A 23,890-nucleotide genomic window follows, 5' to 3' on the forward strand; every position below is an offset into this window, starting at 1 on the left:
GACCTTATTATAGGGGCTTCCACCCGGAAATGCAATTACAGAACGGTTACATCGCAGTGGGACGTCTTTACTTTGCCGCGGTTTTGCGGTATGATATTCCTCAACCGGCGGGGATAGACCGGCGGTGTGGATGGGAAACAGATTTTCACCAAATTTAAAGAAAAGATGTAGCAGATCTTTAAAAGATCGGTGTTATACTGACCCTACAAGGTGAGCGGTGCGGCACAGGCCGGGACCGCGAGTTTCAAGAGTGGGGAGGACCCGATATGGCGGGGAATCAAGGCAAAAAGAATGACGAACTGATGTCGTGGATCATCGTAGTGGTGGCGCTGGTGGTGTTCTGGCCGGTGGGACTGTTCCTGCTGTTCCGCAAGCTGACCCAGAGCTCCGGCAGCAGCCGGACGGGCAGCCGCCATCCCTATGACATCCGGCAGCAGGAGGAGTGGCAGAGCCGCCAGACCCGGCAGGAGCCCGGCACCCAGGGCGTGCGCCAGAGCGGGACCGTCTACCGCCGGGACAGCGCGCCCACCCGCCGTCAGGTGGTGCGCCGGCAGCCGGTGCCGCCCACCCGGACCGCGGCGCCCGCTCCCGCGGCCAAGCACAGCGGCCAGGGCCGCGGGCTTATCATCGGCGGCGGCGTGCTGGCGGGCATGTTCGGCTTTATCAGCTTCGCCTCGCTGGTCAATCTGGTGGACAACATCCTCCACGGGTACAGCTGGTGGAGCCTGGAGGACATCTTTATCCCCCTGGGCCTGTGCGGCGTGGGTCTGGTGCTGCTGAGCGTGGGCCTCTCCCGCAGCCGGAAGGAGAAGCGCTTCCGCAAATACCTGGCCCTCATCGGGCGGCAGGAGTCCATCTGGGTGGAGACCCTGGCCCAGGCCATGCCGGTGCCCATGCACACCGCCTGCGACGACCTGCAGGAGATGCTGGACAAGGGAATCCTGCCCATGGGCTACCTGGATATGGGTAGCGGGCGGCTGATCCTCACCGACGAGGGCCTGCGCTCTGAGCCGGAGACCCCGGAGCCCAAGAGCGACACGGAGGGGGAAGATGCCCGCATCCTGGCCCAGATCCGTGCGGTGAACGACGCCATCGAGGACGAGGAGATGAGCCGGAAGATCGACCGCATCGAGGAGATCACCCGCAAGATCTTCGCCTATCAGAAGAAGAATCCGGCCAAGGCCGGACAGCTGCGCACCTTCCTCAACTATTACCTGCCCACCACTCTGAAGATCCTCAATGCCTATGCCCAGATGGAGGAGCAGGGCGTGGAGGGCGCCAACATCACCGCTGCCAAAGTGCGCATCGAGGGCATGATGGACAAGGTGGTGGAGGGCTATGAGAAGCAGCTGGACCGCCTCTTTGAGAATGAGGCCATGGACATCACCACCGATGTGCAGGTGCTGGAGCAGATGCTGGAAAAGGACGGCCTCTCCCAGCAGTGGGAGGGCATGACCCTCAACGGATGAGTCATCAGGCGCGGCGGACCTGGTCCGCCGCGCCCTTCTTATGGGCGAAGCGCCCAAAAATGGGGCGGGGGAATCGTGGAAAGCGCCAAAACTGAAAAAGTGCGTTGACAGGAAATCGGGGGTATGGTACAGTAATAGCGGTAAAAATGAATAAAGGTGTGTAACTGGTCCGCAGGCACTAACCTTGATAACCATTACAGTAACGGGAATGCTGTGTATTGTAATAGTTTTCGGTTAGTGTTTTTTTGTTTCCGCGCAAAAGATCTGACCGATGCTATAAATGCTAAGGAGGTAGCGCGATGAAAGACAAAGTGTTTGGCGTATTGCAGCGGGTCGGGCGTTCCTTTATGCTCCCCATTGCGATCCTGCCGGTGGCGGGCCTGCTCCTGGGATTGGGCAGCTCCTTCACCAATGAGACCACCCTGGCCACCTATGGGCTGACGAACCTGATGGGCCCGGGCACCATCCCTTATTTCATTTTCTCCGTTCTGAACAGCTGCGGCAGCGTCATTTTTGACAACCTGCCCCTCATCTTCGCCATCGGCGTGGCCATCGGTATGGCCCGGGCGGAGAAGGAGGTGGCCGCTCTGGCCGCCGCTGTGTCCTTCCTGGTGATGCACTCGGGCATTTCTGCCATGATCAAGCTCACCGGCGGCGTGGACAATCTGCTGGAGGGCTCCACCGCCTCGGTGCTGGGCATCACCTCCCTGCAGATGGGCGCCTTCGGCGGCATCATCGTGGGCCTGGGCGTGGCGGCCCTGCACAACAAGTTCTATAAGATCCAGCTGCCCCAGGTGGTTTCCTTCTTCGGCGGCACCCGGTTCGTCCCCATCATCAGCACCGTGGTGTACGCCCTGGTGGGTATCCTGATGTTCTTCGTCTGGCAGCCCATCCAGAGCGGCATCAACGCCCTGGGCTACTTCGTGTACAGCTCCGGCTATTTCGGCACCTTCCTCTTCGGTATGATCAAGCGTCTGCTGATCCCCTTCGGCCTGCACCACGTGTTCTACCTGCCCTTCTGGCAGACCGCCGTGGGCGGCACCATGGAGGTGGCTGGTCAGATGGTGTCCGGCGCCCAGAACATCTTCTTCGCCCAGCTGGCGGACCCCACCGTGACCCACTTCTCCACGGCCGGCACCTGGTGCTTCACCGGCGAGTTTGTCCTGTATATCTTCGGCTTCCCCGGAGCGGCGCTGGCCATGTACCGCTGCGCCAAGCCTGAGCGGAAGAAGCAGGTGGGCGGCCTTCTCCTGTCTGCGGCCCTCACCAGCATCATCACCGGCATCACCGAGCCTCTGGAGTTCTCCTTCCTCTTCGTGGCTCCCGTGCTCTTCGGCATCAGCGCCGTGTTCGCGGGCCTTGCCTATATGCTCTGCCACATCCTGAACATCACCGTGGGCCTGACTTTCTCCGGCGGCTTCATCGACCTGGCGCTGTTCGGCATCCTGCAGGGCAACGACAAGACCGGCTGGCTCATGATCATCCCGCTGGGTATCATCTTCTTCCTGGCTTACTATTTCGTCTTTACCTTCCTCATCAAGAAGTTCGACTTCAAGACCCCCGGCCGTGAAGAGGGCAGCGCGGAGACCAAGCTCTACACCAAGGCCGACTACAACGCCCGCAAGAACGGCGAGGCCGGCGGCAAGGGCGGCGACACCGTCTCCCCCATCATCGCCCAGGGCCTGGGCGGCGCGGCCAACATCCAGGATGTGGACTGCTGCGCCACCCGCCTGCGCGTCACCGTCCACGACGGCAGCAAGGTGGACCAGAACGTCCTGAAGAGCTCCGGCGCCGCCGGCGTCATCCTGAAGGGTCAGGGTGTGCAGGTGGTCTACGGACCTCAGGTCAACATCATCAAGGCCAATCTGGAGGATTACCTCAAGAGCGGCGCGGCGGCTGAGGCCGCTCCTGCCATTGCGTCCGGCGAGAGCGCCGACGCGGCTCCCGCGGAGGAGAAGAAGCACGGCGCCCTGCTGCGCACCATCGTGGTGGGCAGCCCCCTCAACGGCGAGGCCGGCCCGGTGAGCAACTGCCCCGATGAGGCCTTTGCCGAGAAGATGATGGGCGACGGCGCGGCTGTCGTGCCCTGCGAGGGCGTGGTCGTGGCCCCCTGCGACGCCAAGGTGGGCTTCATCTTCGATACCCGCCACGCCATCGGCCTGGAGCTGGAGGACGGCATCGAGATGCTGATCCATGTGGGCATCAACACCGTGGAGCTCAAGGGCGAGGGCTTCCGCGCCCTGGTCAGCGAGGGCGACGAGGTGAAGAAGGGCCAGCCTCTGCTGGAGGTGGACCTGGACGCCATCCGGGACAAGGTGCCCTCCCTGTCCACCCCGGTGCTTTTCACCACCCTGGAGGATAACCAGGAGCTGCGCGTCCTCAAGACCGGCCATGTCCGGCCCGGCGAGGATCTGCTGGCTCTGGATATTTACGAGTCCTGATCTGATATCACAATAAGGGGGAGATCCCGTGTATCGCGTCACCAAGGTCCTGAATCACAATACGGTCCTGGCTTTTGATACCGAGGATCACCAGGAGAAACTGGTCCTGGGGAAGGGCGTGGGCTTCGGCCGCAAGGTGGGCGAGCGCACCACCTTCTCCTCCGAGGTCACGGTGTATCTGCTGGTGCAGCAGGGGCGCGGAGATCCCAAGGATCTGGTCAAGCGCATCGACCCGGTGTATCTGGATGTGGCCAACGGCATCGTCCAGGCCGCCCGGAGCAAATTCGGGGAGATCGACACCAGCATCCTGCTGCCCCTGGCGGACCACATTGCCTACGCCGCCGAGCGTATCCGCAAAAACGAACCCATCAGCAACCCCCTCACCGCTGATATCCAGGCCCTCTTCCCGGAGGAGTACGCCGTGGCCCGGGTGGGACATGACCTGATCCGGGAGGCCACCGGCCTGGACTTCAGCGAGGACGAGCTGGGCTATATCGCCCTGCACATCCACTCCTCCCTGGACGCCATGCGGGTCTCCCAGGCCATGCAGATGGCCGCCCTGGTCCGGGAGTGCGTGGAGCTGGTCCAGCGGGAGACGGGAATGACCATCGACACCGCATCCCTCTCCTATAACCGCCTGATGACCCATATCAAGTATATGGCCGCCCGCATCCTGAAGGGCGAGAAGCTGAGTATGGATGTCAACCGCTTTATGCGGGAATCCTACCCCAGGGCCTTTGCCATCGCCGCGGAAATCTGCCGCCACCTGGGGGACTCCCTCAAGCAGACGGTGGACGAGGGGGAGATCGGCTATCTGGCCATGCACATTGAACGCGTATTCGAATTGCAGGGCCACGCCCCGCAGGCAGAATAAATTCCACAGAAAAGGAAGGAAAGACAATGAAAGAGTTTCGCTATGTGATCCAGGATCCCCTGGGCATCCACGCCCGTCCCGCCGGCATGTTCGTCAAGGCTCTGAAGCCCTTCGCCGACACCGAGATCACCATCTCCAAGGGCGATAAGACCGTGAAGGCCAGCCAGCTGATGAAGCTGATGGGCCTGGCCGTGAAGCAGGGCGACGAGGTCGTCGTGGCCGCCAACGGCCCCCAGGAGGACGCCGCCATCGCCGCTGCCGAGGCGTTCCTGAAGGAGAACCTGTAATCCAGGCTTGATAAAATGCCGGGCCTTCCCCGCGGGGAAGGCCCGGCATTTTTGCGTTTATCGGGCAAAGGTCAGGACAAAGGGGCGGTAAAAGACCCCGTCGGGGAACCAGACTGTGTGGGTGTCTTCTTCATCGCCGGGGGTGTGGACAGTGCGCGCCACGGCGCCCTCCGCCGTGCGCTCCTCCACCAGGACCCAGGCGGTTCCGGCGGGGAGCACCACCTCGGCGCCCTCGCCGCTGCCGTCGAAAATCTGCTCCTCCAGCAAGGTGTCCTCCGCGCCGAAGCACTTCACGGCGGCCTCCACGACGGCCGGAGGCTCCTTCACCGCTACCTCGATGTGGAAGGACTCCTCCCGGGTAATGGCGTCCCCGGTCCGCTCGGTCCAGGTCCGGTCCTCCGTGACGGCGAAGCCGTCGCCGGCGCCGGAATACCCGTTGCCGCTGCCGTCCAGGTAGATCCGCCCGTCGGCGGTCTGGTACACCCGGAAAAAGCGCAGCAGTTCGGCGGAGGAGTAGAGGGTGGCGGTGATGGACTGCTTGTCTCCCATGGTGAGGTAGGTGTCCGCCAGCTGGGAGCAGGAGCTGAGACAGGGTTCGCCGCCCTCATAGAGCCACTCCAGGAAGCAGTTTTTGCCCGGCAATCCGGGAAATTCATAGTAGTCGCCGTTTTTCACGCCCCAGAGGACCCGCTTCCCGGCATAAGAGCTCCAGTTGCCGTCCTCGTAGTCGGGGAGGGAAGCGGAGTGGGAGTCGTTCACGATGTGGAAGCCCACAAAGCGGTCCTCATAGCCCTCCGGCTCCGGCCGGGCCAGAGAGACCGCGCTGAGGAGCAGGATACCGGCCAGGAACAGGGGGAGCAGCAGAAAGTTACGTCTCATCGTCGTCCTCCAGTCGTCCGTCGAAGTGGAGCAGGTCCCCCACGTCGCAGTCCAGATAGTAACAGATGCGGTTGATGGTGTGGAAGCGCACGCCGCTGGCTTTGCCGCTGCGGAGGATGGAGAGGTTGGCCTCGGTGATACCCACCTTGGCGCACAGCTCTTTGGCGGTCATGCCCCGCTTGCGCAGCATTTCACTCAAATGGACGGTGATTGCCATGGCAGCGCCCTCATATAATGGTCTGGTTGTCGTCATAGACCGCCTTGGAGCGCTCCATGTACCGACACAGCACCAGCAGGCCCGCCGCCGAGAGCAGGGTGGGAAGGGGGAGCAAAAGCTGCACATCCAGGTGGAGCAGCGCCCCGGGGAGGAGCAGCTGGATGAGGTCGCAGCCCAGGGACACCGCCAGGGCCACATTCACGCACCAGAGGGCGTTTTTGGCGGTCGTCCGGCACAGCTCCACCGTCTCCGGCGCGAAGGGGTCCCCCTCCATCTGCCGCCCCAGCTCCGCGCCTTGGAGGAGGAGCCAGCCTCCCAGGAAGTCCGGGATGAGCCGCACCAGGGTGAGGACACCCAGCACCGTTCCGGTGACCGCGGCGGCCTCCGGCGCGCCGGTGTTGCCCGAGAACACGTTTTCTACCTGGCTCCACAGCCGAACCACCGCCCAGAGGCCCGCCAGCGCCGTGAGCAGCGCCGCACCGGCCTGGAAGAGGAGGGGGAGGGGCAGGGAGCGCGCCCCGGTGAACCGCCCCATCAGAGTGAGCACCCCCCAGGCCAGCAGCACCCCCGCCGCTGTCCACAGGAGGGCCATCAGGTAGGGCTCCACCGGGTCCACCAGAGCGGGATTGACCAGCAGGAAGCAGGCCACCAGGAGCAGCACCGCCAGCAGGGGGAGCAGCAGGTCCCGCTGGGCCCGCTCCCGGCGGAGCAGGAGAGCCGCCACAGGCCACAGGCTCAGGATGCACACCACCGCCCAGGCGGCCAGATTACCCGCCCAACCGGAGAGGGACAGAGCGCGAAGCCCTTCGCCCAGGCGCAGCAGGGTGCTTCCCGAGCCGGTCAGGCCCAGTCCGGCCAGCCCGCTGCCCAGCAGTCCGCCGAGCAGCGCGGGGAGAAAGAGGAATCGGATACGTTCCTGATCCATACCATCGCCTCCTTGAATTATTGTTTTACGATAATTCTTCCTGAGCTCACTATAACACACCCGCACCAGATGTGCAAGAATAAATTATTGTTTTACAATAATTTTAAAAGCGTGGAAAAAAGGAGTTGACAAATTAGAATATTAGAATATAATAATATTAGAAAATGCGAATGAGGTGAGGACATGGAACCCGACATCATCCCCTATGAGGAGAAGGCCGTCCTGCTGAAGGCCCTGGCCCATCCCCTGCGGCTGAAGATCGTGCGGGGGCTGCTGGTGTGCGGCTGCCGGAACGTGAGCTGCATCGAGGAAAAGACGGGTCAGTCCCAGTCCTGTATCTCCCAGCACCTTTCCAAGCTGCGCGCCGCCGGCATCGTCCGGGCAGAACGCAGCGGAAATGAGGTATACTATACCATAGCCGACCCCAGTGTGGCGGCGGTGGTGGCCGCCCTGTTGGGCGAGCGGGAGGAGGATTACCATTGAAATATGACGTGATCGTCATTGGCGGCGGCCCGGCGGGGCTGTCGGCGGCGGTGCAGGCCCGGGTGCGGAACAAGTCCGTCCTGGTGGTCAGCAGTCCCACCGCCGACCTGCCTGTCTGGAAGGCCGAGCGGATCGACAATTATCTGGGCCTTCCCGGGCTGTCCGGGGCGGAGCTGATGGAACGCTTTGAGGCCCACGCCCAGGAGCTGGGGGTGGAGCGGCGCACCGGCCGGGCCCTCAACGCCATGCCCATGGACGGCGGCTTTTTCGTGGCCGTGGACAGCGACGTGGTGGAGGGAAACGCCCTGGTGCTGGCCTCCGGCGTGAGCCAGGGCCCCGCCCTCCCCGGCGAGCTGGAGCACCTGGGCGCGGGGGTGAGCTACTGTGCCACCTGCGACGGCATGCTCTATCGGAACAAGGACGTGGTGGTCGTGGGAAAATCCACCCACGCCCCCGAGGAGGCCAATTACCTCCACGGTCTGGGATGCCGGGTGACCTATGTGAGCGCCAAGGCCCCCGAGGGGCTGGACCCCGCCATCCCGGTGGTGCAGGCCAAGCGCCTGTCTATCCTGGGCGAGGGAAAGGTCTCCGGCGTGGAGGCCGACGGGAACACCATCCCCTGCGACGGGGTGTTCCTCCTGCGCAGCGCGGTGGCCCCCACCCAGCTGCTCCCCGGCCTGGAGCTGGATGGGCCCTACATCCGGGTGGACCGGAACATGGCCACCAATCTCCCCGGCGTCTTTGCCGCCGGGGACTGCACCGGGCTCCCCCTCCAGATCTCCAAGGCGGTGGGGGAGGGACTCGTGGCGGGACTCCGGGCCGCGGAATATCTGGATCATCAGTAAACATCATTTTTATAAATCGGAAAGGAAGAAATTATAATGGCACTCTATCATTTCAATCTGGATGGCCTCAAGAAGGCCGTTTCCTCCGGCAATCTGACCATGGTGGACTTCTGGGCCAGCTGGTGCGGCCCCTGCCGCATGGTGGCCCCCACCATTGAGAAGCTGGCCAACCAGTACGAGGGCAAGGCCATCGTGGGCAAGGTCAACACCGATGAGGAGCCCGCCCTGGCTCAGGCTCTGGGCATCATGAACATTCCCACCGTCATCTTCTTCAAAGATGGCAAGGAGATCGACCGGAAGGTGGGCGTCATGCCCCCCGAGGCCTACGCCGCGGTGCTGGAGGCCAATCTATAAGCTATGACCGAGCGGGAGAAGATGCTGGCCGGGGAGCTGTATGACTGCGGCGACCCGGCCCTCCTGGCCCAGTGGCACCGGGCCAGGGCCCTGACCCAAGCGTACAATAGCACCCCGTCCGACCACCGGGAAGAGCTGGAGGCCATTCTGGACCAGCTCCTGGGCGGCCGGGGGAAAAACCTGTGGATCTCCGCCCCCTTTTATGTGGACTATGGGGAAAACATTTTCTTCGGCGAGGGCTGCGAGGTCAACATGAACTGCGTCTTTCTGGACGACAACACCATCACCATCGGAGACCGGGCCCTCGTCGGCCCGGGTGTCCATATTTACACCGCCTTTCACCCCACCCGGGCGGCGGAGCGCTTCGGCACGGCGGCGGAGGGGTTCTCCTTCTGCCGCACCCGCACCGCTCCGGTGACGGTGGGCAACGACGTATGGCTGGGGGGCGGGTCCATCCTGCTGCCAGGCGTGACCATTGGCGACGACACCGTCATCGGTGCGGGCAGTGTGGTCACCCGCTCCATCCCCGCCGGGGTGGTGGCGGTGGGCAATCCCTGCCGGGTGCTGCGGCCCAACCGGTGAGGAACGGCCAGGGGAGGAATGGAACATGAGACGGAAGGAACGGGAAATGGGGCTGGAGTTCGCCCACATGGTCCTGGACAAGGCCCAGTGGATGACCCTGTCCATGGTGGGAGTGGACGGAGAGCCCTACTGCATCCCCATCAATGTGACCCGGGACGGGGAGTACCTCTACCTCCACAGCGCCCAGCGGGGGGAGAAGGCCCAGTGCCTGCGGGCCCATCCGCGGGTGTGTGTCAGCGCGGTGGGCGACACCCGGCTGGTGCCGGAGCGCTTCACCACCGAGTATGAGAGCGTGGTGGTCCGCGGAACGGCGGAAGAGCTGACCGACCCGGCGGAAAAGCAGGAGGCGCTGCGCATCTTCACCGCCAAATTCTGCGCGCCCCTGGGCGAGGCCTTCCAGCGGGAAGTGGACGACAGTTTGGTCCGGACGGCGGTGTTCCGCATCCATATGGACGAGGTCACCGCCAAGCGTGTGAAGTTCCGGCCCGATGGGACGGAGCTGCAATTCGGCGCCATGGAATAAGAGCACGTCTGCTCTGTTGAAACAACGGAGGCCGCACCTGTATATTAGGTGCGGCCTCCGTTTGATGAGAGGGGTTTGGATTGTAGACAGAGGTATTTCGTGCTACACTGATGGAAAACGCCATGTCAAATTTGCCGTATGGGAGGGGGATGCGCGATGCTTCGCCAGATTCGATCTTTTCAGGCTGTGGTGCGCAGCAATAGCTTTTCTGAAGCGGCGGAGGAATGTCACATCTCCCAATCTGCCATCTCCCAACAGATCAAGGCATTGGAACAAGAACTGGGTTTTCCGCTCCTGGAGCGACACAACCGGAAATTTGTGCTGACACCGGCTGGTGAACACTTTTATAAGAAAAGCCTGGTATGGATGGCTGATTACGAGCAGATGTGCAGCGAAGCGGCCAGAATTGCACGTGGTGATGCGGCAATGTTAAAAATCGGCTACCTGCGCAGCTCCAACAGTCCGGAAGTTCACCAGGCGCTGGAGGAGTTTTCGGCAAAATACCCTGGTGTTGCAGTTCAGATCCTATACGGCAACCATGAAGAATTGTTCACCTTATTGCGCACCGGCGGTGCAGATCTGGTGCTCAACGATCAGCGGCGAGCTTTTTCCGATGCGTATATCAATCTGATTTTGACGACCAACAGGATGTATATTGAGCTGGCATCCCGCAATCCTCTGGCGGCGCTTTCCTCCGTCACCGTTGAGGAGTTGAAAAACATCCCCTGTATTCTGGTGGCCTCCAGGGAACAGCAGGCCATTGAGCGGGAATTCTATCAGACGATCATCGGCATACAGAGTGATATGCTCTATGCGGAAACTCTGGAAGAGGCCCGGCTGATGGTCGTCAGCGGACAGGGCTTCCTGCCGGTGGAGGGCAGCAGCCCGGCGACGGCCTTTGGCGCATCTCTCTGCCGCATTCCACTTTGCCGGGGAGAGGAGCCGATCACACGCAACTACTGCCTGTTCCGGAAAAAGGAACACGCCGGTGATTATGTGGAGGAATTTTCCTATATTCTGCGCACGAAATTTGAATCCTCAACTGAACAGGTTCCATGACTGCTCTCGCTCGGCGGGGGCAGTTTTTGGTATCAGAAAAACTTATCAAATGGGGCCGAAAGTCGAATTGATTGAGCTGTTTGGAATTTCTATAATAGGAGCAGGCAGGTCAGAGAGGGACCTGCCCAGGCATAGGGACGTTTCTGTAGCTGTGCAGATCAAAGCCGAAAAGCGGTTTTGCAGTAGCGCAAGCAATCATGGAAAGGACGGAACAGGATCAATGGATCGAGATGTGATGCTCTTGACCGGCGCCGGTCAGATCGGTATGGCCATCGCCCGCCGGATGGGGTATGGAAGAAAGATCGTGGTAGGCGATAAAAAGCCGGAGAACGCCCAGGCCATCGCCAAGACCATGAACGACGCCGGGTTTGACGTGGTGCCGGTGGAGATGGACCTCTCCAGCCGGGCCTCCATCCGGGGCATCATTGAAGAGGCGCAGAAGTACGGCGACATCACCATGCTGGTCAATGCCGCCGGAGTCTCGCCCAGCCAGGCGCCCATCGAGGCCATTCTGAAGGTGGATCTGTACGGCACGGCGGTGCTGCTGGAGGAGGTGGGCAAGGTGATCGCCCCCGGCGGCGTGGGCGTGACCATCTCCAGCCAGTCCGGCCACCGGATGAAGCAGCTTACCCCGGAGGAGGACGAGCAGCTGGCCTGCACGCCCACAGAGGAACTGCTGAGTCTGCCGCTGCTCCAGCCGGAGAATATCCGGGACACCCTCCACGCCTATCAGCTGGCCAAGCGGTGCAATGAAAAGCGCGTCATGGCGGAGTCTGTCAAGTGGGGCACGAAGGGGGCGCGGATCAACTCCATCTCGCCCGGTATCATCGTCACTCCTCTGGCCATCGACGAGTTCAACGGCCCCCGCGGGGACTTTTATAAGAATATGTTCGCCCAGTGTCCCGCCGGGCGGCCCGGCACCGCGGACGAGGTGGCCAATGTGGCGGAGCTGCTGATGAGCCGTAAGGGCGCCTTCATCACCGGCGCGGACTTCCTCGTGGACGGCGGGGCCACCGCCTCCTACTTCTATGGGCCGCTGAAACCGTAACCCGTAGTAAAAAAACAGGCATCCATCTCCGTCGGAGATGGATGCCTGTTTTTTTTATCAGAGCAGCGCCGATACCTGCTCCGGCTCCGGCATGGAGCGGATGGCCCCCCGCCGGGTGGTGACCAGATAGGCCGCCGCATTGGCAAAGCGCAGCATCTGGGAGAGATCGTCGGACGTGAGGTGTTCCAGGCCGTGTTCCAGCAGGAAATTCAGCACACAGGCGCAGAAGGTGTCCCCCGCGCCGGTGGTCTCGATCACACCGCCCAGGGACACCCCGGGCTGAAACACCCGGAGCCCCTGATAATAGGCGATGCTCCCCTGAGCGCCCGCGGTCACGTTGACCAGCCGGAGATTGGAGAATTCCGCCATCAGCTGGGCGGCACCCGCGTCAAAGTCGTTCTCCCCGGTGAGGAAGAGCAGCTCATCGTCGGAGATCTTCAGCACGTCGCACTGGGCAAGACCCCAACGGATCTGCTCCCTGGCCTGCTCCAGGCTGCCCCACAGGGGCGGGCGCAGGTTGGGGTCGAAGGAGAGAATACAGCCCGCCGCCCGGGCCAGGGCCACCGCCTTTTGGGTGGCGCTGCGCACCGGCTCTCCGGTGAGGGAGAGGGAGCCGAAGTGGAAGATTTTCGCCCCGGCGATCACGTCCTCCGGCACCTCGTCCGGGGTGAGGAGGGTGTCCGCCCCGGAATCCCGGTAGAAGGAGAAGTCCCGGTCTCCGTTCTCCGCCGTTTTGACGAAGGCCAGGGTGGTGTGGCTGTGGGGGTCCATCACCAGCGCGTCCATGGAGATGCCCGCCTCCAGGCCCACCTGGCGCAGCAGGTGCCCAAACTGGTCGTCACCCACTTTTCCGAGGAAGGAGGTCTTCTTGCCCAGCTTGGCCAGCATGGCCAGCACATTGCAGGGTGCGCCGCCGGGGTTGGCTTCATAGAAGGGGTTGCCCTGGGCGCTGGTCCCGTTGCAGGTGAAGTCCACCAGCAGCTCGCCCAGAGCCACCACATCAATGCTTTTCTTCACGTGATTCACCGCCTTTTAAACCATCAGGTCGTACTTTTCCACATCCATCAGGACCTGGCCGCCCGCCTCAAAGGTGATGGCGTCGGCCTCCTGCCCGGTGTAGATCACCGCGCTGGCCGCCTGTTCTCCGTCGTTGACAAAGACTTCCACGCTGAACCGGTCCAGGATGATGCGCAGTTTCAGCTCTCCGCCCCGGGGCCGCACCAGGAAGCTGCGGGTGTGGACGATGTCGTGGGGCAGGCCGCTGCGGGTGCGGTCGATTTTCAGGGTGCTCTCATTGGGCCGATAGCGGATGATGGTGTCGTGGGTGCCGTCCTTGGCCACGTGGATGCGGAACCAGCGGTACTCCTCGCCTCCAATGGGACGGACCGTCACCGTCAGATCCACCATGCGGCCCTGGACCCCGGGCAGGTTGACCTCCCCGCTCACCGGGATGTTCTGGTGGAGCACCCGCTCTCCCCGGCAGGCCTCCAGCTCCCGGACGGGGCGCTGGCACAGCCGCCCGTCCCGCAGGAACAGCTCCCGGGGGAGGGTCATCTGGCCGAACCAGCGGCAGTGGGCGGGCTTGGCCCCGGTGGTGGCCCAGTTCTGCATCCAGGCGATCATGATCCGCCGCCCATCAGGGGTGAGGAGGGTCTGGGGCGCGTAGAAGTCCAGGCCGTAGTCCACCGCCTGGACCGCCTGGCGATGGAACTCCAGGCTCTCGGGGTCGCAGTCGCCCAGCAGACACAGGGCGTTGTTGCCCGCGTGGAACTCCAGGCCGATGGGGTACATCTCCTGGGGGCTGGCCAGGAGGACCTGGCGGCCGTCCAGGGGGAAGAAGTCGGGGCACTCCCACATTTTCCCGTACTGGTTGTGGCAGGCGTCCAGGGTGCGGACGTAATTCCACTTCAGGCCGTCCTCACTCCGGTAGAGGAGGATCGCGCCGCTGCCGTCCGCCGGGCGGTTGCCGATGACGGCGTAGTAGGTGCCGTCCTCCGCCCGCCACACCTTGGGGTCCCGGAAGTCCACCACGCTGCCCCCTTCGGGCAGATCGGCCTTGGACAGCACCGGGTTGAGGGGGTATTTTTCATAGTTGAGCCCATCGCCGATGGCCACGCACTGGGTCTGGACGTCCCGCAGGAAACCCTCCTCGTCCCGCTCCCGCTGCACGCCCGTGTACATCAGCAGCTGCCGCCCGTCGGGCAGCTCCACCGCGCCGCCGGAGAAGCAGCCGGCCGCGTCACAGGGCTGGTCGGGCGCCAGAGCGGCGGGCAGCCGCTCCCAGTGGATGAAATCCTCGGTGGTCAGGTGTCCCCAGTGCATGGGGCCCCACTCGTTGGAGTAGGGGTGGTACTGGTAGAACAGGTGGCATTTCCCCTGGTAGAGGGAGAAGCCGTTGGGGTCGTTCATCCAGCCGATGGTGGGGGTGGCGTGGAACGCGGGACGCTCCTCCGCCGGGATGTGGGGCCCGTACTGGGCTTCAAAATCGCGTGCCTTCTGCAGTTGCGTGCTAACCATAGAATCTCATCCTTTGATCGAATTTGGGGCGAATTGCTCAGCTCTCGGTCTGCGTGTAGCGGTCGTAGGCGGCCTGGTAGACCTGGAGGAGGTCATCCATTCCGCATTTCTTCACCAGGAATTCCTTGTATGCCTCCCACTCCTCGTCGGTGATGGGGCCGCCGCCCTCGCCGCCGTTTTTCAGCCACAGTCCCTCCTGCTCCCGGACGGCGGTCTCAAAGTCCGGCTTGTGCCAGTCCAGTGTCTCCATCTCCATGCCGGTGAAGGTGCAGTCCACGGGGTAGACGCTGGTGTCCTTCACATAGGGCATCCAGTCATCCTGGAGCCAGGTCAGGCGGTTGATGGCGTTGGGCTCCATATAAAAGACATCCCGGTAGTACTCCGCTAGGATCAGCTTGGGGCCGTAGGTCTCGTACTGGTTGCGCAGCTCACCGGCGCTCTTGCCGTATTTCTCCTTGGCCTCTTCATCGGTGATGGACATCCACATGCCGTTCTCGTCCTGGCCGGTGAAGTAGACGCCGATGGGGCCGTAGTGGAGCTGCATCACGGTCTCGCCGTCGTACCACTGGTCGAAGAACTTCAGGAGATTGATGGGGCTCTCACACTTGCCGGTGATGCACAGCTGGCCGGAGGTGATGGGGGAGCCGGGGCGGATGGTGATGTTGCACACATCCTCATACTGGGTGCCCTTCGGGCCGGACAGCGGGGGCAGGAACACATAGTCGTCGGCGTAGTCCCCCATCAGCTCGTCGATGTACCACCAGGTGGAGACGCCCACATTGCCCTGCTGGCACTTGGCCATGAGCTGGCTGTCGCTCTGGCTGAACATCTCCACGTCCATCAGGCCCTCACTGTACCAGGTGTGGAAGTAGTCCATGCAGTCCCGGTAGGCGTCGGAGACGCAGAGAAATTCCACGGTGCCGTCACTCTTCAGGTGCAGGTCGTTGCACACGTCGTTGGGCCAGTTGGTAAAGCCGAAGCCGGCGTAAAAGATGTTCTGGCCCCAGCACCACTCGTCGAAACCGGTGGACATGGGGATGGTGGAGCCGGCGGCGTTGCCGTAGTAGGTGTGGGACATGTCGTTGTCCTTGAAGGCCTTCAGGGCGTCGTGGAGCTCATCCAGGGTGGTGGGTACCGGCAGGCCCAGCTCGTCCAGCCAGGCCTTGTTGATCATGCTGAACTGGGGGATGGTGTAGATGGACCAGGCGTCGTCCAGGTCGGCACCAATGCCGGCGGTGGTCATCTGCTCGCCGGAGGGGAGGCCGTAGATCTTGCCGTCCTCCTGGGTGATGGCCGCCCGGATCTCCGGGTGCTCCTCCAGGATGGCGCACAGATTGGGCATGATGTCCTCGGTGAGGTAGGGGGTCAGGTCCAGGAAGGTGCCGTCGTCTCCGTACCGGGCCAGGTCGTAGTTGGAGAAGCCCACGCCCATGAAGGCGTCGGGGTACTGGCCGCCGGTGATGCGGATGTTCACCTGCTCGGCCAGGGAGTCGGACATGGTCTCCCAGTTGATCTTGATGCCCACGTTGTCCTGGAGCTGGTTGAGCACCTCGTTGTTCTCATAGCCGCTGGAGAGGGCGGAGATGCCGCCCATGATGTCAAATTCCGTCTGGTCCGTGTTGGGGTTGATCTCGCCGTTGTTCACGTCGTTCACCAGTCCGCTGGAGCACCCGGACAGGCCCACCAGAAGGACCGCCAGAGCGGCGGAAAGTCCACGTTTCCAAGGTTGTTTCACGAGTTTTCTCTCCTTTCTCAGCCCTTTACCGCGCCGGCCATGAAGCCCTTTTCAAAGTACTTCTGCACGAAGGGATAGATGACCAGCATGGGCACTGCCGCCACGATCATGGAGCAGAACTTCAGAAGCTCGGTGAGCTTGTTGAGTTCTGCGTAGCCGCCGGAGATGGTGGCGGCCTGGGAGGCGGAGGCCGAGCTCTTGATGAGGATGTTGCGCATGACCAGGGGCAGGGGCGAGCCCTTGCCGCCCAGGTAGATCAGCGCCGTAAACCAGTCGTTCCAGTAGGCCACCATGGAAAAGACCGCCATAACGGCCAGAATGGGCTTGGAGAGGGGGATGACGATGCGCAGGAAGATCCCCATTTTGGAGCAGCCGTCGATCTCGGCGGCCTCCACCAGATCCCGGGGGATGTTGTTCTGAAAGTAGTTACGCACGATGATCATATTGCCCACCGCCACGCCGCCCGGCAGGAACAGGGACCACATGCTGCCCACCAGTCCGGTGCTCTTGACCACCAGATAGGTGGGGACCAGGCCGCCGCCGAAGTACATGGTGATGAGGAAGAAGATGCTGAAAAACTTCCGTCCCGGCAGATCCCGCTGGGCCATGGGGTAGGCGGTGATGTAGAGCATGGTGACCGAGAACACCGTGCCGATGGCGGTGTATTTCACCGAGTTCAAAAAGCCGGAGACGATGTTGGGGTCCTGAAACACCGCCGCGTAGCCGTCCAGGGTAAAGCCGCTGGGGAAGAGGAAGGTCTTGCCGGCGTACACGTCATAGGGGTCGGAGACCGAGGCGATGAGGACGTAATAGAGGGGATAGGCTACGATGAGCAGCACCACCGCGGTGATGACCACCAGGACGATGTCGCTGGTGCGCTCGGACAATCCGGTCCGTTTTTTCATGTTCTCCACCCCCTTAGACAAATTCCACGTCCGAGACCTTGGACGCGATCTTGTTGACGATGAGCAGCAGAATGATATTGACCGCCGTGTTGAACAGGCCCACCGCCGTGGAGTAGCTGTACTTGGCGTTTTCAATGCCCTGCTGGTAGACATACACGGCGATGACGTCGCTGGTGGCCTTGTTCAGGTCGGTCTGGAGGAGCCACACCTTCTCAAAGCCCACGTTCATCAGGCCGCCGGCGGCCATGATGAGGTTCAGAATGGCCATGGGCAGCAGCTCGGGCAGGTCGATGTTCTTGATGCGCTGGAACACCGAGGCGCCGTCCATCTTGGCGGCCTCATAGAGCCCAGGGTCCACATTGGCCAGGGTGGCCAGATAGATGATGCAGCCCCAGCCAGCGTCCTGCCAGATGCCCGAGGCGATGTAGATGGTGCGGAAGGCGGAGGACTCGGTCAGAAAGTCGATGCTGGTGCCGAAGATCAGGTTGATGAGGCCGCCCGAGGGGCTCAGGAAGATGCGCAGCATACCGCAGACCACCATAATGGAGATGAAATGGGGGGCATACAGCACCGTCTGAACCAGCCGCTTATACCGCCGGAAGCGGAGCTGATTGATGATGAGGGACAGGATGATGGGGATGGGGAAGGTCCACAGGAGGCTGTACAGGCTGATGAGGACCGTATTCTTGATCATCCGGACACAGGTGGGAGAGCTGAAGAACCGCTCGAACCAGTACAGGCCCACCCACTCGCTGCCCAGGTAGCCCCGGCTGGCCTTGAAGTCCCGGAAGGCGATCTGGATGCCGTACATGGGGATGTACTTATAGATGACGGTCAGGACCACCGGGATCAGCAGAAGCAGATAGAGCTGCCAGTTGTTCCGGATCCGGCGGCCCAAGGATGTTCCGCGGGGGGCCAGGACGCCCGCCGCTGCTTTGGATTGTTGACTCACACTTTCTCACTCCCTAATGAAACTCATGGTATCCGATCTGTGCAGTGGCGCGCTCACCTCTCTTTGCCGTGGCAGTCATGTGTACCGGTACGTGTGTGTAACGTTTCACATCAGGTGGAAAAGGAAGCCGCGGGGAACGCGGCGTGAAACGTTACACTTTGATTTGAGAAAATCATACCCCTTTTTTCCCCTCCCTGTCAAGGAAATCGGACGGCGTTTTTCTTCTTCTCTGTTCTCCATAAAAAGAACCCCTGCTTTTTGTGCAAGCTGGAAAGAAAGAAAAGAATCGAGCCAAATTTCCAAAATCCACTTGCAAAAAAACGTTTCATGGATATAATGAAGTTGTGTTCATGAAATCACGTGAAATCAACGTGATACGTTTCACGAAGGCGGCGATGCAAATGAAACGGAGTTCCGCTCCGACGATGAAAGATGTGGCCCGGGAGGCGGGCGTGGCGCTGGGCACGGTGTCCAAGGTGTTCAACAACGGCTCCGTGGGCGAGGAGTACCGCCAGCGGGTCCTGGAGGCGGCAAAGACGCTGGGCTATCAGGTCAACAACTACGCCCGGGGGCTGAAGACCAACCGGACCTATGCGGTGGCCGTGGTGCTGCCCAATATTATCAATCCCTTCTTCGCCGTCCTGGCGCAGAATCTGTGCCAGGCGCTGACCCGGCGGGGATACCGGATGTTCTTGTCCATTACCGACTTTGATCCGGAGGCGGAGCAGCGCTACATCCACATGGCCCAGCAGAACCAGGTGGACGGGATCATCGGCCTGACCTACAACCCCAATCTGCAGGTGGCCGACAAGGTGCCCTTTGTCAGCTTCGACCGCTATGTGAGCTCCGATATTCCCTGCGTGGCTTCTGACAACTTCGGCGGCGGGCAGCTGGCCGCCAAAAAGCTGGTGGAGCTGGGCTGCAAGCGGCTGCTGTTCCTGCGCATCGGCTCCCCCGTGGCCGGGGAGTCGGACAAGCGGCGGGATGGGTTTGAGGCCTTCTGCCGCGGGGCCGGGGTGGACCACGACACCCTCTATCTGTGCGACAGCGACGGGTATGAGCCTTTCCGCTCCTTCCTGCAGGCACATATTCACGAGGGCCAACTGGATTATGACGGCATTTTCTGCTGCACCGACGTGCTGACGCTGGAGATCCAAAAAATGCTCTCGGAGCTGGGTGTCCATGCGCCGCAGGACGTGCAGCTCATCGGATTTGACGGTACGGCCGCCCATATGGGCCGCACGCCGGAGTGCTCCACCATCGTCCAGCCCATCCCCCTGCTGGCCGAGACCTGCGTGGATATTCTCCTGAAAGAGGACAAGAGCGATGTGCCCAGTCTGATCTGCCTGCCGGTGAGCTATGCGCCCGGCGGTACTACCCGGGACTAGGCAGGACCGGACAGAGGAGGAGAGCCGATGGCCAGCGAGTATCTCAAGTGGAAATACCGGGATGTGAAGCCGGAGCTGGCGGTGGAGCTGACGCCCCGGCAGAAACGGGCCAACTGGTGGTACTACCATAAGTGGTATGTATTTCTGGGGGCGGGAGTGCTGGCTCTGGGGGTCTATCTGACGGCCAGGGCCTTTGGACTGGGCCAGGTAATACCCGACTATCAGGTGGCCTATGTGGGCTCCACCTCCCTGCCGGAGGATACGGCGGCCGCTCTGGAGACGGCCCTGGCGGAGCTCGGGACCGACTGCAACGGCGACGGCCAGGTGGTGGTCCGGCTGAACCAGTATGTGATGGGGGACAGCTCCGGCGAGGGGGCCGTGTACACCTATGCCGGCAGTACCAGACTGATGGCCGATCTGGAGGCCTGTGACAGCTACTTTTTCCTCCTGGAGGACCCGGAGGTGTTTCAGGAGAACTACCAGGTCCTGCGCTGTCTGGACGGGAGCCTCCCGGATGAATCGGAGCAGGACAAGAGCTGCTGGCTCTCCTGGTCCGGCTGCCCGGTCCTCCGGGCGCTGCCGCTGGGGGAGTATACTGAGACGATCCCGGGCCAGGAGATCCACGGAGACAGCCAGGAGCAGCTCTCGTCTCTTTCTGTGGCCCGTCGGGGCTTCTGGACGGAGCGCACCTGTTCCGATTCCCAGGAATGCGACGCGCTTTGGGACGCGATCACAAGGGGGAGTGACCAGTGAAACGGTGGAAATATGGGCTCACAGCGCTGCTTTTGACGGGTCTGCTGGGCCTGAGCGGATGCAGCTCCTATCCCGAGCAGGCCGCCGACGGGACCCCCTGGGACCCCGACTGGACCATGCTGGGGTCGGTACTGGGCGCGGAGGAGCCGGGCAACGGCTTCTCTCTGCAGGAGAACTACTCGGTGCTGACGGGGGAGGACATCTACTACGCCACCTGGGTGGCCGGTGAGTCCTCCGCCTATACCAACGAGGACGGGGAGGACGTGGACGTCTACGACGCCCAGCTCTATCTCCTGGCCGTCGGATGCGCGGATGAGAGCTATGCCCTGCAGAATCAGGAGGATTGGATCGCCCGGCAGCAGGAGACCTATACGGTGACCGAGACCTGGAGCGAGACCCGCAACGGCCAGGAATACACGCTGCTGGCCTACGAGTGCGGCTCGGAGACCAATCCCTATCAGCGGGGCGTGTCCGCCTTTACCGTCTACGGAAACTACGCCATCAGCGCCGAGCTGGCCTGTCGGGCCGAGTTTACCGGACAGGAGCGGGAGATTTTGCTCCAGTTCCTGGACGGCTGCCATTATAGTTTATAAAGGAAAGGAGAACGTGTTATGGGACTCTTTGTCCATGAGGACCCGTACTATGATCCCACGGTGCGCCAGGTGGGCTTCAACCGCTATAAGCAGCTGCTCTCCCAGTATGCCTTCTCCTGGATCAAGCTCAATCTGCTCACCGTGCTGGGCGCGCTGCCTCTGGCGGCGGGCATCGGATACGCCATCCTGTCCAGCAGCATTCTGGTCCTCATCCCCCTGTCCATCCTGGGGGGCATGATCTGGGGGCCCTTCCTGGCGGGGCTGTATGACGGCATTCTCCGGGGCCTGCGGGACGCGCCGGAGTCCTGGTGGACGGCCTGGCGGAAGAGCTGGCGGCAGAATGGCCGGGAGAGCCTGCTCCCCGGGGCGATCCTGGGCCTGCTTATCGGCATGTATGCCTTTATGGCGGCCCTTTTCTGGTGGTCCGAAACCCCGCAGACGCCGGGCACCCTTGCCCTGTACCTGTTCTCCGGAGCCCTGTTTCTTCTGCTCAATACCCTCTACTGGCCCCAGCTGGTCCTGTTCCGGCAGACTACGTTGAATCGGGTCCGAAATATCATCCTGTTTACGGCAAAATATTTCTGGCGCATGGCGGGGGTGACCCTGCTGCAGCTTGTTTACCTGCTGGTGTTTGTGCTGCTGGCCCCCTGGACTCTGCTCCTGGTTCCGATGCTGGGGCTGTGGTATATCGTCTTTCTGTCGCAGTTTTTGATCTACGAGCGGATGGATCAGGAGCTTGGGATCGAAGAAAAATTCCAGGCATCTTGTGTCGAGTCCCACTCCTGAAAGTCAAAGAGCGAGGCACGTTTTGCGTGTCTCGCTCTTTGTAATTAAGTATAGATACTGCCACAAGCCGGGGCCCCGCACGGCGGGGCGGCGAAACCAAAAAGAAGGACACGATCATGTCGTGTCCTTCTTTTTGGTGACCCGTCGGGGGCTCGAACCCCGGACCTTCGCCTTAAAAGGGCGTTGCTCTACCAACTGAGCTAACGAGTCGTGGTCCATCTATTCAAAAGGGGTGTCCCCTGAAGTGTCTGGCAGGGATGGCTGGACTCGAACCAGCGAGTGAGGGAGTCAAAGTCCCTTGCCTTACCACTTGGCTACACCCCTAAAGCGTAGACGAAAAGCAGAGAGCCGGAGCGGAGCTCCGGCTCTTCCGCCTTGAGTCGTATGGGGTGGGTAAAGGGACTCGAACCCTCGACACCCGGAACCACAATCCGGTGCTCTAACCAACTGAGCTACACCCACCATATAAGACAACGCTTTTTGGAGATCAGCCAAAGGCTGACTGGCACGCCTGAAGGGACTCGAACCCCTGACCCACTGCTTAGAAGGCAGTTGCTCTATCCACCTGAGCTACAGGCGCATGTGGAGCGGGTGATGGGAATCGAACCCACGCGACCAGCTTGGAAGGCTGGGATTCTACCATTGAACTACACCCGCATGGGATCGCGGACGTCTTAGCGATGTCAGCTTGGATATGATAGCATGGCTGCGGGAAAATGTCAACACCTTTTTGAAAAAACTTGTGGGGGCGGGTCGAAGGGGACCCACCCCCACTTAAATAAGAACGGATCAGGCGTCCCCGTTTTCCTCGGAGACATTGCCCACCGTCACCGTACACGTGCTGGCGTCGGTGAGCTGGGGCGAGGAGAAGAGGAAGGCGGTGCAGTCCCGCTCGAGGGTGTAGGAGAGCAGTTCTTCACCATCACCATCCTGGATGGTGAGCAGCGCCCCGGCGCTCTGCGGCTCCGTAAAGATCCAATCCAGCACGGCCTGGGCGGAGCCCTCATCCACCGGCGTCACTGCGCTGCCCATGGCGAGCACGCTGCCGCCGTTGATCTGCACGCCGCTGCTGGCGGACAGGCCTTCGTCGGCGGACAGGGCCACCAGCTCGCCGTCGTTGACCACCACATGGCCCTGCGAGGCCACGGCGCTGCTGGCGCCGTCCTGACCGGCATTGACAAAGAGCTTGCCGCCGTTGACGGTGATGACCGACAGGGCTTCCTCATTGGCCTGGAGCCCGGTGCTCTGGGACTGGACCACCATCCGGCCGCTGTCCAGCGTCAGGTGTGCCGCGCCCTGGATGCCGGCGCTGGCGCTGGTGACGGTGAGCAGGCCGTCGCCCTCCTCCTGACCGGAGACATTCAGGCTCATGGCGGTGGAGAGGGTGGCCACGGCATCGGCGGAGGTGCTGGTGAGGGTGTTCTCCGAGCCGTCGGCCAGCACCAGGGAGATGCCGGCCGTGGTGGTGTCCACCTCGGGCGAGGTGATCTCGGCGGTGAGGTCGGCGCACTCATAGACGTTTTCCACCACCAGAGCGGGGGCGGAGGAACAGGTGATGTCCACGCCGTCCAGGATGAGGGTCACCACGGCCTCCGGGTCAGAGGCGGCGTCCGTCCCCAGGTCCACGGCCACCTGGCCGTCGGTGAGGGTGCCGCTGAGGCGGTAAGTACCCGGCTGGGTGATGACCACGGCAGTTGCGGTGCTCTCACCAGCGGCGTCATAGAGGGACTGGTCCACCAGGACCGGACTTTCGGTATCGCTGTCCACGGCCGCGCCATCCACGGTGACGCCGCTGTCGGAGAGGTCCACCGTGGTGGCGGTGTCGCTCTCGGTGGCCTCCGGCGTGGCGGTGGGCGTGGGGGTGGGGTCAGCGGTCTGGGTCGAACAGCCGGTCGCCTGGACCGCGAGCAGCGCGGCCAGCAGCGCGGATGCAGCAAAGGTTTTCATAAATTGGAGCTCCTTTCGGGATGGAGAGTTACCATAATTTCGTTATGATCCATCCGTACGGATACCATAGCACGGCAAGCCAAAAAAAATCTGAAAAAAGAACGAACTTTTTGTGAACACCCGGCGGACACCAATTTTGGGCATAATTAGGTAATATTTTCCATTACCGTCTGGCATTTGGCGAAAATTCGGAGCGCAAAACGCCTGCTTTGCCCGGAAAGAAGGGAAAACTCCCTGTTTCAGATTCCAAAACCGGCCGGTCGGCTGAAAAGAATGGTTCAGATGTAGAAAATCGACGGGGGCGCCGGAGGGCGGGGGAGGTGAGGAG

The 23,890-nt window shown here is 62.0% G+C and carries 25 protein-coding genes and 5 tRNA genes; 15 read left to right on the forward strand and 15 right to left on the reverse strand.

All coding sequences use genetic code 11. The features are described from left to right. Positions 1-266 precede the first annotated feature (266 nt). The 4 genes from B5G43_RS09500 (at position 267) to B5G43_RS09515 (ending at position 5,071) form a co-directional block, all read left to right on the forward strand. Positions 267-1,469 carry a 5-bromo-4-chloroindolyl phosphate hydrolysis family protein gene (locus B5G43_RS09500; RefSeq protein WP_087260629.1) on the forward strand — a complete coding sequence of 401 codons (1,203 nt, stop codon included), beginning with the start codon at positions 267-269 and terminating at the stop codon, positions 1,467-1,469. Positions 1,470-1,768: 299 nt separating this feature from the next. Then, on the forward strand, positions 1,769-3,910 hold the full coding sequence (locus tag B5G43_RS09505) for a PTS transporter subunit IIABC (protein ID WP_087260632.1): 2,142 nt from the start codon (positions 1,769-1,771) through the stop codon (positions 3,908-3,910). A gap of 28 nt (positions 3,911-3,938) precedes the next feature. Continuing rightward, entirely contained in the window at positions 3,939-4,784 is an 846-nt protein-coding gene (locus B5G43_RS09510) for a PRD domain-containing protein (protein ID WP_087260634.1), read from the forward strand. A gap of 26 nt (positions 4,785-4,810) precedes the next feature. Further along, entirely contained in the window at positions 4,811-5,071 is a 261-nt protein-coding gene (locus tag B5G43_RS09515; protein ID WP_087260636.1) for an HPr family phosphocarrier protein, read from the forward strand. A 57-nt stretch (positions 5,072-5,128) separates the two neighbouring features. On the opposite strand, the gene B5G43_RS09520 is transcribed toward B5G43_RS09515, so the two are convergent. From B5G43_RS09520 to B5G43_RS09530, 3 genes are read right to left on the reverse strand one after another with little or no spacing between them, the layout of a single operon-like run. Then, positions 5,129-5,950 (reverse strand): hypothetical protein, encoded by an 822-nt coding sequence (locus B5G43_RS09520; RefSeq protein WP_087260639.1) that lies wholly within the window; start codon positions 5,948-5,950, stop codon positions 5,129-5,131. Then, positions 5,940-6,167 carry a helix-turn-helix transcriptional regulator gene (locus B5G43_RS09525; RefSeq protein ID WP_087260641.1) on the reverse strand — a complete coding sequence of 76 codons (228 nt, stop codon included), beginning with the start codon at positions 6,165-6,167 and terminating at the stop codon, positions 5,940-5,942. The genes B5G43_RS09520 and B5G43_RS09525 overlap by 11 nt, the downstream gene beginning before the upstream one ends. A gap of 10 nt (positions 6,168-6,177) precedes the next feature. Next, positions 6,178-7,092, reverse strand: a complete 915-nt coding sequence (locus B5G43_RS09530) for a hypothetical protein (RefSeq protein WP_087260643.1) — start codon at positions 7,090-7,092, stop codon at positions 6,178-6,180. Positions 7,093-7,275: 183 nt separating this feature from the next. Between B5G43_RS09530 and B5G43_RS09535 the strand changes: the two genes are divergently transcribed. From B5G43_RS09535 to B5G43_RS09565, 7 genes are all read left to right on the forward strand, one after another. Next, positions 7,276-7,575, forward strand: a complete 300-nt coding sequence (locus B5G43_RS09535) for a metalloregulator ArsR/SmtB family transcription factor (protein ID WP_087260645.1) — start codon at positions 7,276-7,278, stop codon at positions 7,573-7,575. Next, positions 7,572-8,420 (forward strand): NAD(P)/FAD-dependent oxidoreductase, encoded by an 849-nt coding sequence (locus tag B5G43_RS09540; RefSeq protein ID WP_087260647.1) that lies wholly within the window; start codon positions 7,572-7,574, stop codon positions 8,418-8,420. The genes B5G43_RS09535 and B5G43_RS09540 overlap by 4 nt, the downstream gene beginning before the upstream one ends. 36 nt (positions 8,421-8,456) lie before the next feature. Further along, positions 8,457-8,774: a thioredoxin gene (gene trxA, locus B5G43_RS09545; protein ID WP_087260650.1), complete on the forward strand. Its 318-nt coding sequence runs from the start codon at positions 8,457-8,459 to the stop codon at positions 8,772-8,774. Between the two features lie 3 nt (positions 8,775-8,777). Then, entirely contained in the window at positions 8,778-9,356 is a 579-nt protein-coding gene (locus tag B5G43_RS09550) for a sugar O-acetyltransferase (RefSeq protein WP_087260653.1), read from the forward strand. A gap of 25 nt (positions 9,357-9,381) precedes the next feature. After that, a complete protein-coding gene (locus B5G43_RS09555) occupies positions 9,382-9,879 on the forward strand; it encodes a pyridoxamine 5'-phosphate oxidase family protein (RefSeq protein ID WP_087260656.1) in 498 nt (165 codons plus the stop codon). A 156-nt stretch (positions 9,880-10,035) separates the two neighbouring features. Further along, complete coding sequence (locus tag B5G43_RS09560; protein WP_087260657.1) at positions 10,036-10,938, forward strand: LysR family transcriptional regulator; 903 nt, start codon at positions 10,036-10,038, stop codon at positions 10,936-10,938. 220 nt (positions 10,939-11,158) lie between these two features. After that, positions 11,159-11,986, forward strand: coding sequence for an SDR family oxidoreductase (locus tag B5G43_RS09565; protein ID WP_087260659.1), 828 nt, complete (start codon positions 11,159-11,161; stop codon positions 11,984-11,986). 57 nt (positions 11,987-12,043) lie between these two features. Here the strand turns inward: B5G43_RS09565 and B5G43_RS09570 are convergent, their stop codons facing one another. The 5 genes from B5G43_RS09570 to B5G43_RS09590 are packed head-to-tail and all read right to left on the reverse strand — an operon-like array spanning position 12,044 to position 18,041. After that, the gene (locus B5G43_RS09570) at positions 12,044-13,003 is read right to left on the reverse strand and encodes a carbohydrate kinase (RefSeq protein ID WP_087260661.1); all 960 of its coding nucleotides are present in this window, start codon (positions 13,001-13,003) and stop codon (positions 12,044-12,046) included. A gap of 15 nt (positions 13,004-13,018) precedes the next feature. After that, positions 13,019-14,503, reverse strand: a complete 1,485-nt coding sequence (locus tag B5G43_RS09575) for a glycoside hydrolase family 32 protein (RefSeq protein ID WP_087260663.1) — start codon at positions 14,501-14,503, stop codon at positions 13,019-13,021. Between the two features lie 37 nt (positions 14,504-14,540). Further along, complete coding sequence (locus B5G43_RS09580) at positions 14,541-16,238, reverse strand: extracellular solute-binding protein (RefSeq protein WP_242960521.1); 1,698 nt, start codon at positions 16,236-16,238, stop codon at positions 14,541-14,543. Between the two features lie 17 nt (positions 16,239-16,255). After that, positions 16,256-17,143: a carbohydrate ABC transporter permease gene (locus B5G43_RS09585; protein WP_087260665.1), complete on the reverse strand. Its 888-nt coding sequence runs from the start codon at positions 17,141-17,143 to the stop codon at positions 16,256-16,258. A gap of 13 nt (positions 17,144-17,156) precedes the next feature. Then, positions 17,157-18,041 carry an ABC transporter permease subunit gene (locus B5G43_RS09590; RefSeq protein WP_242960522.1) on the reverse strand — a complete coding sequence of 295 codons (885 nt, stop codon included), beginning with the start codon at positions 18,039-18,041 and terminating at the stop codon, positions 17,157-17,159. Positions 18,042-18,520: 479 nt separating this feature from the next. Between B5G43_RS09590 and B5G43_RS09595 the strand changes: the two genes are divergently transcribed. Genes B5G43_RS09595 through B5G43_RS09610 form a run of 4 tightly spaced genes read left to right on the forward strand, consistent with a single transcriptional unit; the run spans position 18,521 to position 21,615 of the window. Then, positions 18,521-19,483, forward strand: a complete 963-nt coding sequence (locus tag B5G43_RS09595) for a LacI family DNA-binding transcriptional regulator (RefSeq protein WP_087260669.1) — start codon at positions 18,521-18,523, stop codon at positions 19,481-19,483. A gap of 27 nt (positions 19,484-19,510) precedes the next feature. Further along, entirely contained in the window at positions 19,511-20,236 is a 726-nt protein-coding gene (locus tag B5G43_RS09600) for a hypothetical protein (protein WP_087260671.1), read from the forward strand. Next, entirely contained in the window at positions 20,233-20,829 is a 597-nt protein-coding gene (locus tag B5G43_RS09605) for a hypothetical protein (protein WP_087260672.1), read from the forward strand. The genes B5G43_RS09600 and B5G43_RS09605 overlap by 4 nt, the downstream gene beginning before the upstream one ends. Before the next feature lie 18 nt (positions 20,830-20,847). Beyond that, positions 20,848-21,615, forward strand: a complete 768-nt coding sequence (locus B5G43_RS09610) for a hypothetical protein (protein WP_087260675.1) — start codon at positions 20,848-20,850, stop codon at positions 21,613-21,615. Positions 21,616-21,749: 134 nt separating this feature from the next. On the opposite strand, the gene B5G43_RS09615 is transcribed toward B5G43_RS09610, so the two are convergent. The 7 genes from B5G43_RS09615 to B5G43_RS17555 form a co-directional block, all read right to left on the reverse strand. Further along, a tRNA-Lys gene (locus B5G43_RS09615) sits at positions 21,750-21,825 on the reverse strand. A gap of 39 nt (positions 21,826-21,864) precedes the next feature. Then, positions 21,865-21,939, reverse strand: a tRNA-Gln gene (locus B5G43_RS09620). Positions 21,940-22,000: 61 nt separating this feature from the next. Then, a tRNA-His gene (locus B5G43_RS09625) sits at positions 22,001-22,077 on the reverse strand. A gap of 41 nt (positions 22,078-22,118) precedes the next feature. Beyond that, positions 22,119-22,195 (reverse strand) — tRNA-Arg (locus tag B5G43_RS09630). A 3-nt stretch (positions 22,196-22,198) separates the two neighbouring features. Continuing rightward, positions 22,199-22,272: transfer RNA gene (locus B5G43_RS09635), tRNA-Gly, on the reverse strand. Positions 22,273-22,404: 132 nt separating this feature from the next. Next, positions 22,405-23,562: a carbohydrate-binding domain-containing protein gene (locus B5G43_RS09640; protein ID WP_087260678.1), complete on the reverse strand. Its 1,158-nt coding sequence runs from the start codon at positions 23,560-23,562 to the stop codon at positions 22,405-22,407. 42 nt (positions 23,563-23,604) lie between these two features. After that, positions 23,605-23,890: hypothetical protein (locus tag B5G43_RS17555; RefSeq protein ID WP_206405020.1), on the reverse strand; the 286-nt coding region annotated here is incomplete at its 5' end.

The organism is Flavonifractor sp. An92, assembly GCF_002159175.1.
In the GTDB taxonomy this organism is placed as follows: Bacteria; Bacillota; Clostridia; order Oscillospirales; family Oscillospiraceae; genus Pseudoflavonifractor_A.